Source organism: Chryseobacterium sp. Bi04 (assembly GCF_918698085.1).
Lineage (GTDB): Bacteria > Bacteroidota > Bacteroidia > Flavobacteriales > Weeksellaceae > Chryseobacterium.
Window position 1 is genome coordinate 1 of the sequence record NZ_CAKKLP010000002.1, and the last position, 18405, is coordinate 18405.

At 37.5% G+C, this 18405-nt stretch carries 11 protein-coding genes and 1 pseudogene; 7 read left to right on the forward strand and 5 right to left on the reverse strand.

The window, feature by feature from the left end:
- Positions 1-578, forward strand: a pseudogene (locus tag LQV47_RS04385) (prolyl-tRNA synthetase); the annotation flags it as partial.
- A gap of 56 nt (positions 579-634) precedes the next feature.
- Positions 635-2035: an outer membrane protein transport protein gene (locus LQV47_RS04390; RefSeq protein WP_230034245.1), complete on the forward strand. Its 1401-nt coding sequence runs from the start codon at positions 635-637 to the stop codon at positions 2033-2035.
- Positions 2036-2098: 63 nt separating this feature from the next.
- On the opposite strand, the gene LQV47_RS04395 is transcribed toward LQV47_RS04390, so the two are convergent.
- On the reverse strand, positions 2099-2815 hold the full coding sequence (locus tag LQV47_RS04395; RefSeq protein ID WP_230034247.1) for a ZIP family metal transporter: 717 nt from the start codon (positions 2813-2815) through the stop codon (positions 2099-2101).
- Positions 2815-3540: a class I SAM-dependent methyltransferase gene (locus LQV47_RS04400; protein WP_230034249.1), complete on the reverse strand. Its 726-nt coding sequence runs from the start codon at positions 3538-3540 to the stop codon at positions 2815-2817. Before LQV47_RS04400 ends, LQV47_RS04395 begins: the two co-directional genes overlap by 1 nt.
- Before the next feature lie 136 nt (positions 3541-3676).
- Here LQV47_RS04400 and LQV47_RS04405 point away from each other — a divergent pair, with 136 nt between their 5' ends.
- The 3 genes from LQV47_RS04405 to LQV47_RS04415 all read left to right on the forward strand — a co-directional run bounded on the left by LQV47_RS04405 (position 3677) and on the right by LQV47_RS04415 (position 8038).
- Complete coding sequence (locus LQV47_RS04405) at positions 3677-4840, forward strand: class I SAM-dependent RNA methyltransferase (RefSeq protein WP_230034251.1); 1164 nt, start codon at positions 3677-3679, stop codon at positions 4838-4840.
- Positions 4841-5357: 517 nt separating this feature from the next.
- Positions 5358-6788 (forward strand): endo-beta-N-acetylglucosaminidase H, encoded by a 1431-nt coding sequence (locus LQV47_RS04410; RefSeq protein WP_230034253.1) that lies wholly within the window; start codon positions 5358-5360, stop codon positions 6786-6788.
- A gap of 245 nt (positions 6789-7033) precedes the next feature.
- Entirely contained in the window at positions 7034-8038 is a 1005-nt protein-coding gene (locus LQV47_RS04415; RefSeq protein ID WP_230034255.1) for a glycosyltransferase, read from the forward strand.
- A gap of 39 nt (positions 8039-8077) precedes the next feature.
- On the opposite strand, the gene LQV47_RS04420 is transcribed toward LQV47_RS04415, so the two are convergent.
- Positions 8078-9304: an aminotransferase class I/II-fold pyridoxal phosphate-dependent enzyme gene (locus tag LQV47_RS04420; protein WP_230034257.1), complete on the reverse strand. Its 1227-nt coding sequence runs from the start codon at positions 9302-9304 to the stop codon at positions 8078-8080.
- 157 nt (positions 9305-9461) lie between these two features.
- On the opposite strand from LQV47_RS04420, the gene LQV47_RS04425 reads away from it, so the two are divergent.
- Positions 9462-9920, forward strand: coding sequence for an Lrp/AsnC family transcriptional regulator (locus LQV47_RS04425; RefSeq protein WP_230034259.1), 459 nt, complete (start codon positions 9462-9464; stop codon positions 9918-9920).
- A gap of 58 nt (positions 9921-9978) precedes the next feature.
- On the opposite strand, the gene LQV47_RS04430 is transcribed toward LQV47_RS04425, so the two are convergent.
- The gene (locus LQV47_RS04430) at positions 9979-11007 is read right to left on the reverse strand and encodes a bestrophin family ion channel (RefSeq protein ID WP_230034261.1); all 1029 of its coding nucleotides are present in this window, start codon (positions 11005-11007) and stop codon (positions 9979-9981) included.
- A 204-nt stretch (positions 11008-11211) separates the two neighbouring features.
- Positions 11212-13284 carry an alpha-ketoacid dehydrogenase subunit alpha/beta gene (locus LQV47_RS04435; RefSeq protein WP_230034263.1) on the reverse strand — a complete coding sequence of 691 codons (2073 nt, stop codon included), beginning with the start codon at positions 13282-13284 and terminating at the stop codon, positions 11212-11214.
- A gap of 345 nt (positions 13285-13629) precedes the next feature.
- On the opposite strand from LQV47_RS04435, the gene dnaE reads away from it, so the two are divergent.
- On the forward strand, positions 13630-18297 hold the full coding sequence (gene dnaE / locus LQV47_RS04440; RefSeq protein ID WP_230034265.1) for a DNA polymerase III subunit alpha: 4668 nt from the start codon (positions 13630-13632) through the stop codon (positions 18295-18297).
- Positions 18298-18405 lie beyond the last annotated feature (108 nt).

Consider the following 18405-nt stretch of genomic DNA (forward strand, 5'->3'; position numbering starts at 1 on the left):
GCTCTATAGGCTGGGGAAGTCCTTACTGGGGCGGATATTATGATCCATTCTGGGGCGGATACTATGGTAACCCATATTGGGGCTATGGAGGAGGCTACTGGGGTGGTGGTTACTACAACAGACCATACAGAAGAAGTGGTGCTGACGGCAGAGGATTTGTTGGTAATCCGGGTATAACAAATAATGTGTACAGACCAAGTACAGGAGGATTCAGAAACGGAAGTAGCAATGGATTCAGAGATTCCAATACAAACGGTGGTTTCAGACAGGGAAATACCGGAGGTTTCAGAGGCTCTAATACCAATGGAGGCTTCCGACAAGGAAATACCGGAGGCTTCCGAGGTTCTAATACGAATGGGGGATTCCGACAAGGAAATTCCGGAGGATTCCGTAATTCTTCGCCACAACCAAGACCTGAATACAATCAGCCTAGATATAATAACAGCGGAGGTTTCAGATCTAATGACTCCGGAGGCTTCAGATCAAGTGGAGGCTTCAATTCCGGAGGCGGTGGCTTCAGAGGTGGATCTGGCGGCGGAGGCGGCATGAGATCCGGAGGCAGCGGAGGCTTCAGATAATTTTCAAATTAAAAATAAACTATTAATAAATAATGTTAAAAAAATCTTTAGTATTAATGAGTGTTTCTGCAGCTTTCTTTGCGCAGGCACAGGATGTTTCCGTGATAAGGAATACTGTAGATGTTTATTCCAGCTCTCCTATGGTGGGATCGGCTAAGTTTAATGCGATGGCAGGTGCCAATGGAGCATTAGGAGGAGACGCGAACTCGTTGCTTACCAACCCGGCAGGTCTGGGAGTCGCTATTTCCGGAGAAATTTCAGGAACTTTGTCTGTGGCCGGTAATAAAAACAGCAGCACTTGGGCAGGTTCTACCTTAGATTATAACAAAACAAAGACGGACCTCGGAAACGTGGGAGGTGTTATTGCATTTCCGTTGATGACTGAAACAGGATGGAAGTTTATCAATATAGGGATCAATTATTCTAATCAGTCTCTTGATAATACAATTGCTTCTCCGGGTAATGATAATGTTGTCTATCTAACAGATGTAAATGATCCTGATACTGCCAGAGCACTTGCAGGACATGTCTATAACAGATATGGAAATTTATCTAAAATGAGTTTTGGGGTAGGAGCTAACTATAATCATAGTTTTTATGTCGGAGCTGGATTGAATTTTTTTAGTGCTGATATTGATCAGTTTGATAGATTGCTGTATCAAAAGCTTCAAAATAATACCCTAGAGGAATACCAAAAGCAAAATACACCCTACTCTGAAAAGTCTTCAGGATTTTCAGCTTCATTAGGGGTTATTGGAAAATTAAGTCCTAATTTCAGAGTAGGTTTATCTCTTGAAACACCTACTTTCTGGACTATTGACAGAGACTATAATTATTATAATGATATCAATACAGGAGATGGAGCAGGGTATGAAAACAGAAAGCTTACAACGCCGTTTAAGGCAACAGTAAGTGCTGCGTTTGTAGCTAGTAAGAATTTTTCACTAAACGTAGACTATACACTGGGACTTACAAAACCTGATTATAAAGTATATGGAGCTGCAGAAAGGGAACTGAATGATTTCTTCAAAGAAAACTATAAGAATGTTTCAGAAGTAAAAGTAGGGGCTGAATACAGAATACAGCAGTTTAGACTAAGAGGTGGATATTCTTATATGTCTAATCCTATGGATGCACTTACAATTAGTAGATTTAATGATGCTGGAGATGTGGGAGATCAATCATATAACAATCTTATGTTGAATGATAGAAATCTGGCTTCTTTTGGTATAGGATATGATTTCAAATCATTCTATATTGATGCTTCTTACCAGAATATAACATCAAAGTACAGTAATCCTTTTATGAGAGGAATTCTTACCAATAATGTGGATTCAGCTTATTATTCAGCTTATCCTGATATTAATCCTAATATTATGACGAGCGATGCTTATGCTGTTTCCAGTGTGAAAAATACCAGAAATAATTTCTTCCTTACTTTGGGATGGAAATTCTAAGTTTCTGATCATATACATAAAAGCTCCGAAAATATTCGGAGCTTTTTATTTTTAAAGGTATATTTAATGGGGATGCTGGTGGAAAAGATGCATGAAAAGCGCCAGTGAAACACCCAGGACTACCAGTCCTATTTTTACCCAGTCTATATTGTGGTTTTTATTGCTCTCGAAAATGATCACTGAGGAAATATGAAGGAAAATCCCTCCTACGATAGCCAGAAAATAAGGCTGCAGATTTGGGTTGAAATAATTCCCTAACAGCATTCCCATTGGTGAAGCCAGTGCAAAAAGTGCTACAATCAGTAAAGAAGGATAAGATGATTTACTTTTAGACTCTTCATGCCTGTTGAACAAAAATGCTCCCAGAATAAAAGATATCGGTAGATTGTGAAATACAATCCCCAGAAGATAAGGTGACAATTCATGCTCTTCATTAGCGAGAGGAATTCCCTCTATAAAAGCATGAATAAATAATCCTACCATTAAAGCAACAGGAAGGATATTGTGTTCGCTGTGGTGGTGAAAGTGTCCGTGCTCAAAACCTTTGGTTAATGCTTCCAGAACCATCTGCAGAAGAACTCCTGCAATCACAAATATTCCCAGGTTATTGCTTTCTGTGGAAGTATAAACCTGTGGAAAGACTTCATTCAGGCATATTGTAATCAAAAAACCGGCACTTAAGATCAAAAGATTTTTAGCCAGTTTTTCTTTTTTACCAAAGTGTTTTCCCAGAAATACGCCTGCAATTACACTTAAAATCAGTAAAAGTACTGTGGTCATTATTTTTTCTTAAATAAATTGATACAACGTGGGGAACTCTCTCTGTTAAATTCATTCAGCTGATAATCTCCCCAGATTTTTATTCTTTCAAAACCGCATTCAGAAGCATAGGCATTAATGGCTTCTAAGGTGTGGAGCTTTACTTTTTCAAAGAAATGAAAAGGTTTGCCGTCTGCTTCAAAACAGATATCTTTAATTACATGTCTTCCTTCAATTTTTTTCAGAATCTTAAAATCAATGTCCCCACGTGTAATTAACGTTTCAGGAACTATATTTTTTCTTACATATTCTTCATTAAGATAATCCAGCACAAAATAACCTCCCGGTTTTAAAGCATTATATACAGACTGAAAAACTTTTTTGTCGTCATTTTCATTATCAAAATATCCGAAACTTGTAAATAAATTGAAAACAGCGTCCATAGGATCTGCATCAATAGGATTTCTCATGTCGTGAACATCAAAAACCAGTGTCTGGTTTTCAAATGGCTTATCAGATTCAATACTCTGTCTGGACAGGTCGAGTCCTAAAACATCATATCCCAGTTTGTTTAGGAAAACGGAGTGTCTTCCCTTGCCGCAAGCAAGATCTATAATTTTTGAATTAGGCGGCAGCTGAAGGTCCGCAGTAAGCTTTGTGATGAAGTTTTCAGCTTCAGTATAGTCTCTGTTGCTATAAAGCAAATGATAATAAGGGGTATCAAACCAAGATTCAAACCATTCCATAATGCAAAAATAACTAAATTTGTGCGGTTAAAAGCAAAGTATTTTACAACATTAAAAGATTGAAAAATTCAATTGATCAATACGTTGGATAGCTAATCTTTTAATTATTAAACCTTTATACTTTTAATTTTTACTTATGGACACAGAAAATATAAAAATTCAGATAAAAACATTCTTCGGACTGGAGCAGATTCTGGCGGAAGAAATCAAGAAATTAGGCGGAAGAAATGTCGAAATTAAAAACAGAGCGGTAAATTGTGAAGGAGATCTTGGTTTTCTTTATAAAGTTAATTACTCAGCAAGAACAGCATTAAAAATCTTAGTGCCGATTCATGAGTTTAAAGCTTTTAACCAGCACCAGTTTTATGACAGACTTTTTAAATTTCCGTGGGAAGACTTTTTGAGTGTCGACCAGTCTTTTGCTATTGATTCAACCGTAAATTCTGAAACATTTAAGCATTCCCAGTTTGTGACGTTAAAAATGAAGGATGCTATTGTGGACTATTTTCAGGATAAATTCAAGAGACGTCCTAATGTGGAAACAAGAAATCCGGATATTAAATTCCATCTTCATATCGACAGGGAATTGGTGATGATTTCACTGGATTCTTCCGGAGATCCTTTGTTTAAGAGAGGGTATAGAAGAGAGCAGGGAGAAGCACCTATTAATGAAGTACTTGCCAGCGGAATGCTTCAGCTTGCCGGCTGGGATGGAAGAGGAAACTTCCTTGATCCTATGTGTGGTTCAGGAACATTATTGATTGAGGCTGCTATGATTGCCTTGGACCTTCCGGCACAGACTTTCAGAAGAGGATTTGCTTTCCAAAACTGGAAAAATTATGATGCTGAACTGTTTTCAAAAATTAAAGAGTTCAGAATTAATAGAGTGAAACAGTTTGATGGAAAAATTGTGGGATATGACATTGATGGCAAAATGCTGAATGCCGCCAAAATAAATATAGATGCGGCGGAAATGGAAGATGTGATTGAAATCAAAAAACAGAATTTCTTTGATTCCAAGAAAGAGCTCTTCCCATTACTGATGGTATTTAACCCTCCTTATGATGAGAGAATCTCAATCAATGACGATGATTTCTACAAAAAAATAGGGGATACCTTTAAAACAAACTATCCTAATACCTTGGCATGGTTAATTTCATCCGATTTGGAAGCTGTTAAAAAAATAGGATTACGTCCTTCCAGAAAGATTAAACTTTTCAACGGAAAACTGGAAACCAGATTTTTGCAGTATGAAATGTATGAAGGAACAAAAAAAGTACACAAACTCGAAAATCAATAAAGATTTATAAACCCTTCCTGCTGTGGAAGGGTTTTTGCTTTCTAATATTCAAAATTTTGTTTAACCTTTAAGTTAATCTATGTCCTGGAATATTTTTGATATAATAGGTGTTGTTTTTGATGCGCTGGAGTTGTTGGGAGGTTCGTCGACTTCCAATGAGGAGAGCCATCAAAAGCCCAAAAAGTGAAGATCCAAATATAGGCTAGAGTAGATAAGTATTGGCTTTTCACTCTATATTTTTGGATTGTTTTATTCCAGAAGCTTATTTTCTATGATTTTTTCTGCTGCTGTTTCTTCTTTCAACAGCTTTAGTTATCTGCTTATACTTTAAATCCGGTTTGTTTTTTTAGAATGCCTTGTTTTTTTGAAAAAATCAAGAATTTGCTATGTGTTTCGTATTTTTATTTACTATTGTTTGTCTTATTTATTTCTTTTGATAAAATAGTGTATGATTTTGATAATTTATCATTAATTGTTTATTGAGTGTTATTCTACATTTGAAATAAACAATTTTATTATGAAAAAAATTAGCTTACTATCATTATTTATTTTATTAATTAGCATGCTCAGTGTTGTTTCATGTAATTCTGACAGTTTAGATGACTCTACCACTCCAAAAGAACAATCCTTATCAGCCAGTGGGAATTTGAATTCCAAAGTGGCTGCTTTTGGAAAAAATCCTCTTTCTGTTATGTATGTTGAGGTGAATAACAATGATATCCGGGAAGTAGGTAAATATAAACTGGCAGATGGAAGGCAGCTTTTTGATGTGGCTATTATTTTTGCAGCCAACATCAATTATAATACCTCCACTCAGAAGGCGTATTTACATTTTAATGACCAGGTTACCAATGTACTTACTAATAAAAATACTTACATAAAACCTTTACAGGACAAAGGGATTAAAGTGATGCTGTCAATCCTTGGGAATCATCAGGGAGCCGGATTTGCTAATTTTCCAACTCAGGCTGCTGCTCAGGCTTTTGCTCAGGAATTAGCTGATGCTGTAAATACGTATGGTTTGGATGGTATCGATTTTGACGACGAATATGCGAATTATGGCGCTAACGGAACAGCTCAGCCTAATCAGTCTTCATTTGTTTATCTTGTGACTGCCCTTAGGGACTTACTTCCAACCAAGATTATTTCTTTTTATAATATTGGCCCTTCCGCAAGCAATCTTTCTTATAATGGGGTAACTGTAGGATCGAAAGTAGATTATGCCTGGAATCCATATTACAGTACGTATTCAGCTCCCAACATACCAGGTCTGGATAATGCTCATAAAGGTGCAGCAGCAGTAAATGTAAATTCGGGGACTTCTTCTTTTACAAGCAGTTCTACAGCGATAAACTTTGCACAGAGAACTAAAACTGACGGATATGGTGTTTTTCTGTATTATGATTTGGGAGCTACCAATATAGCGTCCTATTTTTCTGGTGCCACCAATGTGCTGTACGGGCAAAATACAGTGTATGAAGATGGAACAACAACGCCCACAACAGGAATTATATCCGGAGCTACCTATCAATTGGTTTCTGCCACTAATGGTACTAGTGTATTGGATGTTTTGAATGCAGGGACAACAGACGGAACAAAAGTTCAGCTTTGGGCTGCCAATGGTAATACCGCCCAAAAATGGAAAATTACTGATGTGGGTGGAGGATACTATAAGCTACAGCCTCTTAATGCTCCCACTAAATCTTTAGATGTATCCAATTCAGGTACAGCCAATGGAACTCAGGTACAAATATATACAGACAATGGAACAAATGCCCAGAAATGGAAATTAACATCGCTGGGGAATGATTATTATAGTCTGTCTCCCGCTCATGCGCTAAGTTCTAATCTTGATGTCAATAGCGGTTCTGCAGCCAATGGAACAAAAATCCAGATTTGGGCAGCCAATACCGGCAATGCCCAAAAATGGAAATTAGTAAAATTATAGTTTCTATTTTAAGAACAAATTTCAAACTGAAATTTGTTCTTTTTTTTGCAGGAATCTTTTATATTTCCATGAGTGTCATATGTTCCATCTATTTAAAATATCAATTTATTTACAAAGGGAATTACTACCTCGGGAGCTTATGATTAAAATGCCGTCTAAAAGTATCATGGTGTTAATTTCGGAGAATACCTGTTAAACTGTTTGTGAATTCCTTTATGAATGGTTATTTTTGACAAATTTTCAATTTGAAACCTAGTATTTCCATTATTGTTGCTATTTACAACCGAAAAGATGAACTTTTTGAGTTGCTGACCTCCCTTACCCAACAGACGGATAAAGAGTTTGAAATTATTATTGTGGATGATGGCTCTGTAATAGACCTGAAACCTACAATACATCATTTTGACGAAGTCCTGGATATTAAATATTTCAGGAAAGATAATTCCGGACCGGGGCTGACCAGGAATTATGGATCAGCAAGAGCGGCTAATGAATGGCTGGTTTTTGTGGACAGTGACGTCATTGTTGAGAAAGATTATATCGGGCATATTAAAAAAGATATTGTTACCATTCCGTGTGATGCATTTGGTGGGGCAGATAAAGCACATAAAGGTTTTAATCTGATGCAGAAGGCTATTTCATACTCTATGACTTCTGTTTTTACAACGGGAGGAATCAGAGGCAGTAAAAAAGCAGTTTCAAAATTTCAGCCCAGAAGTTTTAATATGGGTGTGAAAAAGGCGGTTTTTGAAAAAGTAGGTGGATTTTCAGAAATGAGGATAGGAGAAGATCCTGATTTATCAATGACGCTTTGGGAAAATGGTTTTACCACGGCCTTTTTTGATGATATTGCAGTATATCACAAAAGAAGGGTAGATTTTGGGAAATTCTCCAAGCAGGTCTACCAGTTTGGTTGTGCAAGGCCTATTCTCAACCAAAGACATCCTGATTACGTAAAGATTTCTTTTGCTTTTCCTACCTTATTTATGCTGGGATATATAATGGGTTTTTTAGAATACTTTGTGCTGGGAAGAGGCATTATCCTTGCTTTTTATGGACTGTATACCTTTTTGGTACTTTTCCATGCCTTACTTCTTACTAAAAATATAAGTATTGCCGGTATGGCAGTTATTTCCACTTATATCCAGATGTTTTCTTACGGTTACGGCTTCCTGAAGTCCTGGGTTTTACTGAATGTTTTTAAAATGAAACCGGAGGATGCTTTTCCTCATCATTACCATAAAAAATAAAAGCTGTCGATTTTGACAGCTTCTATTATAACAATAAATTTAGAGTATAGGAATGTTTTCATGGGTAAGAACGCCTACTTTAAGCATGCATTCTTTCATTTTTTGATACGTTCGTTTTATATCGTGGTCTAAACCGATAGAGAATCTGATCAGGCCATCAGAAATCCCTATGGAAGCACGTTCTTCTTCCGGAATTTCAGAAGAGGTAGATTTTCCGGAGCATGAGAATAAGGTTTTATAAAACCCTAAGCTTACGGCCAGATAACCCAGATTTTCTGTCTGCATCATTTCCATCAGCTCATTAGCTTTTTCCGTAGTTCCGGCATCCAGCGTCAATAGTCCTCCATATCCATATTCTTCATGAATCATACTTTTCATTAATTCATGGTTTTTATGAGACTCCAGACCCGGATAGGAGATTTTCAATCCGTCTTTTTCAAATCTTTCGGCAAGGTACATTGCATTGTAGCTGTGCTGTTTCATTCTGATGTGCAGGGTTCTCAGATTTTTTAAGATACTGGCAGATCTGAAACTGTCCATAGTAGGACCAAGAAGCATACAGGCTCCCGAGTTTACATTTTTGGTATCGTTAATGAATTCCTGGGTTCCACAATAAACACCACCTACAGTATCACTGCTTCCATTAATGAATTTCGTTAAACTATGGATAACGATATCTGCTCCCAGTGACGTTGGCGAAATGGAAAGAGGTGAAAAAGTATTGTCGACAATCAGTTTTAAATGATGTCTTTTACATATCTCTGAAAGTTTTCTAAGGTCTGCCACTTCAAGAAGCGGGTTGCTTACACTTTCACAGTATATTACTTTAGTATTAGGCCGTATGGCGTTTTCTATAGATTCAAAATTTTCGATATCTACAAAAGAGGTTTCAATATGGTAAGGAGGCAGAAAGTTTTTTAGAAACGCATAGGTTCCGCCATAAATTGTTCTGCTGGAAATAATGTGATCTCCGCCTTTGCATACCTGCATCAGAACAGAAGTAATAGCACCCATTCCGGAAGCTGTTACATTGGCTGATTCTGTATTTTCCAATTTGGCAAGTGCTTGAGCCAGATAAAGATTCATTGGAGAGGAGTGTCTTGAGTACAGATAACATCCTTCTGCATTTCCTTCAAAAGTATCAAACATTGTTTTTGCAGAAAGGAAAGTATAGGTAGAGCTGTCTGAAATGGAAGGATTTACTCCCCCGAATTCACCAAAATACTGAAGATCCTGTATTTCATTGGCTGCATTGAAATTTTCCATAAGCGTTGTTTTTATTTTATGGAACCAAATTGCATCATTTTCATAATTATTACAACATAAATTTGAATTTATAGAATATAAAACTGCTAATGTTTGTTTATTTAGAAAATATATTTAGTATCTTCGGAGATATTAAATTTTGACCAAAAATTTATCTATGGAACTTGACGAAACTGACAAAAAACTGCTCCTGTTTTTACAGGAAGACTGCAAACAAACAACCAAAGAGCTGTCCGGTAAGCTTGGGTTATCTGTAACAGCTGTCTATGAACGAGTGAAAAAGCTGGAAAATGCAGGTGTTATTTCTAAATATGTAGCCTTGTTGGACAGGAATAAGATCCACCGGAATTTCATTGTTTTGTGTCATGTAAAATTAACACAGCACAAAAAAGAATTTGTATTGCAGTTCGAGAAAGAAGTGATGAATCTTGAAGAAGTTACGGAATGTTTTCATGTAAGTGGAGATTATGACTATATCCTCAAGATAGGGGTCAGAGATATAGAAGATTACCGTAGCTTTATGCTGACGAAACTTACGACCCTTCAGCACATCGCCAGTACGCACAGCTCATTTATGATCTCTGAAGTAAAAAATACAACAGCGATTATTTTGTAAAAGGCAGTATATTATATTAACTGCCTGTATATCTATTTGATTATCAATTTATTTGTAATTACACCAGGACTCCGTTTTTAGAAGCAATCGGATCAGGCAGATCAGTTTCACCGGTCATTTGAAGCAGGTCTATTTCTATCGTTCTGCAGATGGAAAGCATAGGAACATCAAACATAAGCCCTGCAAAAGGGTTTTCAGAATAATCTCCAACCAGCTCCATAATAATATAGATCCAGCCAATGGTGATACAGAAAGGAATGGAGGTCCAGATGCCCCAGTCTCCAAGTTTGGCAAATTCATTCACTAATCCAAGAGGCAGCAGCATGATAAACAGAATGTTAAATACAAATGCGGTACTGGCAAACTGTCTTGGGGATGGGAACTTCTTGATTCTTTCTGCCTGCCCCTGGAAACCATAGAACTCATTCAGTGAATTTTGAAGTTGTACCTGGTTGAAATCGGTGATGGCATTTATGTTTTTCAGCTCGTTAATATCTTTTGCCTGTTGAGAGATCAGATACGTAGCAAAGTTTTTATATTCACTTTTAAGTTCGTATTCTTCTTCGGAAAGATATTTATGCAGGAAAATAGGAGCTCTTCCATAATCCGGAAATCCTGCCTTAATCAGTCTGTTTCTTCTTAGGTTGATTCTCCCTAACTTGTTTTCAGTATTAATGTGTTCCCATTCTGCAGGGATGAGAAGCTGCTCACGGAAGGTATATAACCACGCAATATGACGGTAAATAATTCTTTTTTTCCGGTCTTCCAGATCAAACACACCTATTTCTTCATTCTTGGTATCAAAGGCCTGTACCATGGAAGCAAATGACCGGCTGGAATTCACAATTCCGCCCCATATTTTTCGGGCTTCCCAAAGTCTGTCGTAGGCCTGGTTGTTTTTAAATCCTACTAAAAAAGCTTCTGCCGTACCAATCAGTGCAACAGGAACCCAGGGAATAGTCATCCACTGCCAGTTGAAGAAATAAAACAGAACGGCAATCAGTGTACACCAGATAGAAATTAAGATGAGGTGCGTTCCCGATAGATTAAGAACCTGTTTATAATTGACGTATTTTGTAGTGATCATAAAGAAGAATGTGTTTTTGGTGTGCCGACAAAATGAATACCAAACTGTAATGTACTTTTATCATAAATGGTCTGTCAGTAATGATTTTTAGTTTTCTCTGGTTACAATGGTCTGGGATTTAGATGGATAATCTTTAATAAAAGTAATGAAAAAAAAGCATAAAAAAACCTCTAAAAAAAATTAGAGGCTGTTATTTATATAAGCTTAATATTGAAGCATTTCTTCGATCTTTTTGGAAAGCTTCTCCGCGTTAGGTAGCATTTCTTTTTCCAGTATCAGATTGATGGGGACAGCCGGAACATCTAAAGATCCCATTGTTTCTACCGGAGCATCCAGATATTTGAAACAGTTTTTCGAAATACGGTGGGCAAAAGCTTCTGCGAAGGAATTGTTAAGCTGTTCTTCTGTCAGAACAATACATTTTCCGTGAGCTTTTACCCTTTCAAAAACAAGTTCTTCATCTAATGGGATTAAAGTTCTTAAATCAATCACTTCCACTCTGCCGTTGAAATTTTTAACCGCTTCTTTAGCCCAGTAAATACCCATCCCATAAGTAACAATCAATAAAGTTCTGCCTTTTTCGGTTTCATTCTGGTCAGCTTCAATGATTACTTTTCCTTTTCCAAACGGAAGAATATAATCTTCAGCAGGCTCTATTGTTTTGGCATCTTCAGTTCCCGGAACCTTGCTCCAGTATAATCCTTTATGTTCCAGCATTATTACCGGATTGGGATCGTAATAGGCTGCTTTTAACAGCCCTTTGAAATCTGCAGCATTACTTGGGTAAGCTATTTTAATTCCTTTAATATTGGCCAGGATGCTTTCAACGCTGCCGCTGTGGTAAGGTCCGCCACCACCATAGGCTCCAATTGGAACACGGATAATATTGCTGACAGGGAACTTTCCGCCACTTAGATAACTGGATTTTGAAATTTCGGTGATCAGTTGATTGATTCCCGGATATATGTAATCAGCAAACTGAACTTCTACGATAGGTTTTAATCCTACAGCACTCATTCCTGCTGTGGACCCAATGATATAAGCTTCCTGAATAGCAGTGTTGAAAACTCTTTTACTGCCGAATTTTTTTCCTAAGGTCACTGTTTCACGGAAAACCCCACCAATTCTTTCTCCTACATCCTGCCCGTAAAGCAGCGCTTCAGGATGTTTCCACATAAGCTCCTGTATAGCATGGATGGCAGCATCTACCATTACGATCTTTTCTCCGTTGGCTGGTTCGCGGGTTCCTGCTTCTTCAGTAACAGGAGTAGGCGCGAAGATGTGCTGCATTACGGTTTCCGGTTTTGGATCTTCCGCATTTTTAGCTCTTTCAAAAGCGTCTTCAGCTTCAAGACGTGCCTTTTTTGTGATTTGTTTTAAATGATCCTCATCTATACCTGCTTCCAGTAATTGTTTTCTAAGGATTTCTCCCGGATCTTTAGCCCTATGTTTTGTTAAATCTTCTTCGTTTCTGTAAAACTCTCTTCTTACGCCGGAAGTATGGTGGCCAATCAGTACTGTTTTTGCACAGACAACTAAAGGCTTTCTTTCCGTTCTTACGAAATTTACAGCTTTTTTCATGGCTTCGAAACTCTCTATGAAATCAGTTCCGTCCACTCTCATTCTGCTTAATCCTGTAAATCCTGCTACAAAGTCATACGCATCACAGGTTCTTGCTTCTTCTTTGGTTACAGAAATTCCCCATTCATTATCCTGAACCAGAAATATGATTGGGAGCTGATGTAATGCGGCAAATTGTAACGCTTCACTTACTTCACCTTCCGTTACCGAATTGTCTCCAAGGCTGCAAACTACCACAGGATTATTTTCAAAATGCTGAAGATTAAAGTCCTGGATGTATTTTATTCCCTGAGCAACACCGGTTGTAGGAATAGTCTGCATGCCGGTAGCAGAGCTTTGATGGATGATCTTTGGTTTATCTTCATCCCTGCTTGACGGATGAGAATAATAAGATCTACCTCCTGAAAAAGGATCCTCAGCTTTAGCCAATAATTGAAGCATAAGCTGGTATGGCTCAAAACCAATTCCTAAAAGAATACTTTCATCTCTATAATAAGGGGAAATCCAGTCTTCTTTTTTTAACTGATAAGCAGTTGCTAGCTGAATGGCTTCATGACCTCTTGAGGTGCTGTGTACATATTTACAGACATTTCTGTTTTCTTCGTAAATATCGGCCATTGCCTTAGCCAGCATCATATGATTATACGCTTTAAGTAATATATCCTGAGAAACTTTTTCGTGAAGTGTATTTTCCATAGGAAGCAAATATACATAAAAAAACAAAATACTAACAAGCGTTAGTATTTTGTAAAAAAATTATGATTTTAGTGACTATTCTCTAATTCTTTTTTTCAAAATACTGCCATATGATTCCTTATTTCCATAGAAAAATTACAGCCCAGATTGAATTTTAATTGCTGCGAATTAAAATTGCTGATTTTGATTTATTTATGAAAATCTATTTTAAAATTAAAACACAAACCTTTTATTTTCCTGTTTCAATTTAACAATTATTGGTTGTTTATATGATTACTTTAAAGTAGTATTAGAAAAAAATGAAGTAACTTTACATTCTCTTTTTTAAAAAAGTTAGAAAATTATATGTACTTAATTTTTGACACAGAAACAACCGGTTTACCAAAGAATTTTAATGCTCCGCTTTCAGACTCAGATAACTGGCCAAGAATGGTTCAGATTGCTTGGCAGGTTCATGATGATGATGGGAAATTAATTGAAAATCAGGATTATATTATAAAACCTGAAGGCTATGATATACCCTTTAATGCTGCAAGGATTCACGGGATTACTACAAAAATTGCCAATGAAGAAGGTCGTGACCTCCAGGAAATTCTCGAAGAGTTTTCAAAAGTTCTTGAAAGAGTAAGAGTAGTTTCCGGACATAATGTTGAATTTGACTACAATATCGTAGGAGCAGAGTTTTATAGAAAAAATATAGAAGATAATTTACAGGCAAAACCCAGGGCAGATACCATGATCCTGGGAACAGACTTCTGTAAGCTTGGCGGAGGCCGTGGAGGCAGATACAAATCTCCGAAACTTGAAGAATTATACGAAAAACTTTACGGAAATAAATTTGATGAGGCGCATAATGCTGCGGCTGACGTAAATGCCACGGCCCAGGTTTTCTTCGAAATGATGAGAATTGGTGTGGTTCCGGCTGAGATATTGAAGATATCAGAAGATCAGCTGGCCTATTTCAAAAGCCTTTATCCTGATCCTATCCAACCTTTTGGAATTGTTATACGAAGACAGGTTGCTGACTTTAATAATAAGAAAAAGCAGCAGGATTTTGGAAGTATAGACGAAATTGATCTTGGTAAATATTTCAATTTTGATAACCACAGTGTGTTTTCTACATTGACTGCCACTTCAAGTATCAATGACCTGATTAAAAAAGCTTCTGATGAAAATTTCCCTGCCGTTGGAATGGTCGATTTGGGAAATATGATGGGTGCCTTTAAATTTGTTTCTGCGGTGGAAAGCACTAACGCAGACAGAGCCAAAAAACATAAAGAATATCTGGCAAAAAAACAGGAAGCAGAAGAGAAGGGCGAGGAATTTAATGAGGAAGAACCTGTTTCGGAACCACTGATTCCTGTGGTTGGATGCGAATTTTATATTTCAGAACGCTACGAACAGAAGCAGTTTACTAAAGATGATCCCGACAGAAGAACCCAGGTTGTTCTTCTGGCAAAAGACTTTAACGGATATAAAAACCTGGCCAAGCTTTCCAGTATTGGATTCCTGAAAGGATTCTATTTTGGGGTTCCCAGAATAAGCCGTGAGCTGATTGCTCAGTATAAAGAAGGTATTATTGCATTGACGTCGGGAATTCTTGGAGATATACCTGATGCCATTCTAAACACAGGGGAACAAAAAGGGGAAGAGCTCTTTAAATGGTGGAAAGATACTTTCGAAGATGATTTTTATGTTCAGCTTCAAAATCATCAGCTTCCTGAGGAAGAGCATCTTAATGAAGTTCTATTATACCTGGCAGATAAATATAATGTTAAGATTTTAGCCCAAAACCAAACTTTTTATACCAATAAAGATGATTCCAATATTCAGGATATCGTAAGCTGTATTAAAGATGGTGAAAAGCTTACAACCCCTGTGGGTAAAGGATTTGGTAAAAGAAGAGGATTGGCTACAGGAGAGTATTACATCAAAAATTCTGATGAAATAAAAGAAGCCTTTCTTGCCTATCCTGATGCCTTTGAAGCCTATGAGGAATTCTTTGCAAAATTTAAACCTTACACCCTAAAAAGGGATGTCCTTCTTCCGAAATTTGATATTCCTGAAGAATTTATCCATGCAGAAGATGATGTAGATGGAGGGAAAAGAGGAGAGATGGCTTACCTTACCTATCTTACCTATGAAGGAGCTAAAAGGAGGTATGTGGATACAGGGATCACAGACGAGATAAAAGAACGGCTTGATTTTGAGCTGGAAGTAATTGCCAATACCGGTTATCCGGGATATTTCCTTATTGTTCAGGATTTCTGTAATGAAGCCCGTAAAATGGGAGTCTGGGTAGGTCCCGGAAGGGGATCAGCAGCTGGGTCAGCCGTTGCTTACTGTATTGGAATTACCAATGTAGACCCGGTAAAGTATGATCTCCTTTTTGAGAGATTCCTGAATCCTGAAAGGGTTTCCATGCCCGATATTGATATCGACTTTGATGATGAAGGCCGGGACAGGATTATCAAATGGGTAATTGAAAAATATGGACAAAATCAGGTGGCTCAGATCATTACCTATTCCGTTCTTGGTGGAAAATCTGCCATTAAAGATGCCGGAAGGGTTTTGGATGTTCCGATTCCTGATACCAATAATATTGCTAAGCTTATTCCTTCCACACCGGGGATGAATATTGCAAAAGCATTGGCAAAATATGAAAAATTAAAACCGGAAGAACAGATGCTTGTTGATGAGATGAGGTATGTTCTTAACAGTCCTGATGATGCCCGGCATGGAGTACTGGCAAGTGCCAAGAAAATGGAAGGATGTATCAGGAATACCGGTATTCACGCCTGTGGGGTAATTATTACACCGGAGGATGTAAGTAATCTGGTTCCTGTAACTATTGCGGCGAAAGATGCTGATATTTTGGTGTCACAGTTTGATAATTCGGTGGCAGAAAGTGCAGGTCTTTTGAAAATGGACTTCCTGGGGCTTAGAACGCTGACCATCATTAAAGATGCTTTAAAACTGGTAAAGGAAAGACATGGGATTGATATTGATCCTGATGAGATTCCCCTGGATGATACCAAAACCTATCAGCTGTTTAAAGAAGGAAGAACGGTCGGGATTTTCCAGTATGAAAGTCCTGGGATGCAAAAATATATGAGGGAGCTTAAGCCAACGGTTTTTGCCGATCTTATTGCCATGAATGCTTTGTACCGTCCGGGTCCTATTAAATATATTCCAAACTTTATTAACAGGAAGCATGGAATTGAGGAGATCGTTTATGATTTACCGGAAACGGAAGAGTATCTGAAAGAAACTTACGGAATTACGGTTTATCAGGAGCAGGTAATGCTTCTGTCTCAAAAATTAGCCAACTTTACCAAAGGTGAAGCCGATACGCTGAGAAAGGCAATGGGTAAAAAGCAGATTGATGTTCTTAACAAAATGTATCCCAAATTCATAGAAGGAGGTAGAAAGAATAATCTGAATGAGGAGAGGTTGGAAAAGATATGGAATGACTGGAAGGCCTTTGCGGAATATGCCTTCAACAAATCTCACTCTACCTGTTATGCATTTATTGCGTATCAGACAGCCTTTTTGAAAGCAAATTATCCAGCCGAATACATGGCGAGTGTAATGAGTAATAACATTAACAATACGGATTCAATCACTATGTTTATGGAGGATTGTAAAAGTATGGGTGTGGATGTTTTAGGTCCGGATGTTAATGAATCACAATATAAATTCTCAGTAAACGAAAAAGGACAGATCCGTTTTGGACTTGGAGCCATTAAAGGTATTGGTGAAGGCCCGAGTGAAGGGATTACCAGGGAAAGGGAAAACGGCAGATTTAAAAATATTTATGATTTCTTTGAAAGGATATTACCTTCCCAGATGAATAAAAGAGTGGCAGAAAGTTTAGTGCTGGCTGGCGCTTTTGATGAGCTGGATTCTTTCCACAGAGGTCAGTATTTTGATATCGATATGGCGGGAAGAACGAATCTGGAAAGATTAATCAGATACGGGCAAAGCTTTCAGGAGAGTAAAAATGAGATGGAACATTCCCTGTTTGCTGATTTTGCAGAAGAGGTTCAGATTGAACAGCCAAAATTACTTCCTTGTCCGGAATGGCCCAATATGCATACCTTAAATAAGGAGAAAGAAATCATTGGATTCTACCTTTCTGCACATCCACTGGATGAATTCAAGTACCAGTTCCAGTTTATCCAAGGGCAGCTTTCTAAGAAATCGGTGCTGGAAAAAGAGGGAGAAGATAAAACGGGGACTGATGAAGTGCCTGTTTTAGAACAGGATTCACTGGATGAAACGGTTGATCTTACAGAGATTGTATCTGATGACGTCGTTGCAGGTGAAGAGGAAGTGATAGAAGAAGTGACCAAAAAAGCAGAACCAAAAGGGACTTTTTCATTTTTAAATCTTGATGAGGTAGATGCTTATAAAGAGCAGGCTTTCGCAAATAAACAGGAGGAACTGTTTGAAGAAAAAAAGAAGGACTGGAAAACACTGCAGAAAGAAAGAGAAAACGGAGGTGGCGGAAAAGAATACACCGTAGCAGGTTTAATTACGGAATATAGAGTTCAGGATGGCTTCAGGAGTGGGGAAAAAGTCGCTTTTGTGACCCTTGAGGATTATTCCGGATCATATTCTTTCAGGCTTGGAGACAGAGATTATATGAGGCTGAAAGAAAAGCTCGAGGTTCAGAGGTTTGTAATTTTTAAGATCAAATTTGCCCAGGTAAAAGATGGTCGGGTTTTCGTGAATGTAAATGATGTGATTGAGCTTCAGGAAGCATTTGAAAGATTTGCGAAAAGCATATCTCTGGTTATGGATGTAATGGATGTAAGACCTGAAGATCTCGATTTCTTCAGAACGGTTCTCGAAAGGAATAAGGGAAATCAGAAGTTGAAATTCTTTATTAAAAATATTGATGATGACTCTCACATAGAAGTTCAGTCTATGAAACATTCAGTAGACCTCAATGGAGATCTTATAAAAGAAATTCAGCTGCTTAATAAGTATGAATTTTATCTTAATTAAAAGAAAATAGCAAATAAATATTTGTAAAAGTGGCTTTTTAGCCACTTTTTTTATTGAGTTTTATTTAATTTGGTGATTTTTTTTCAAAAATTATTTTATGTTAAATAG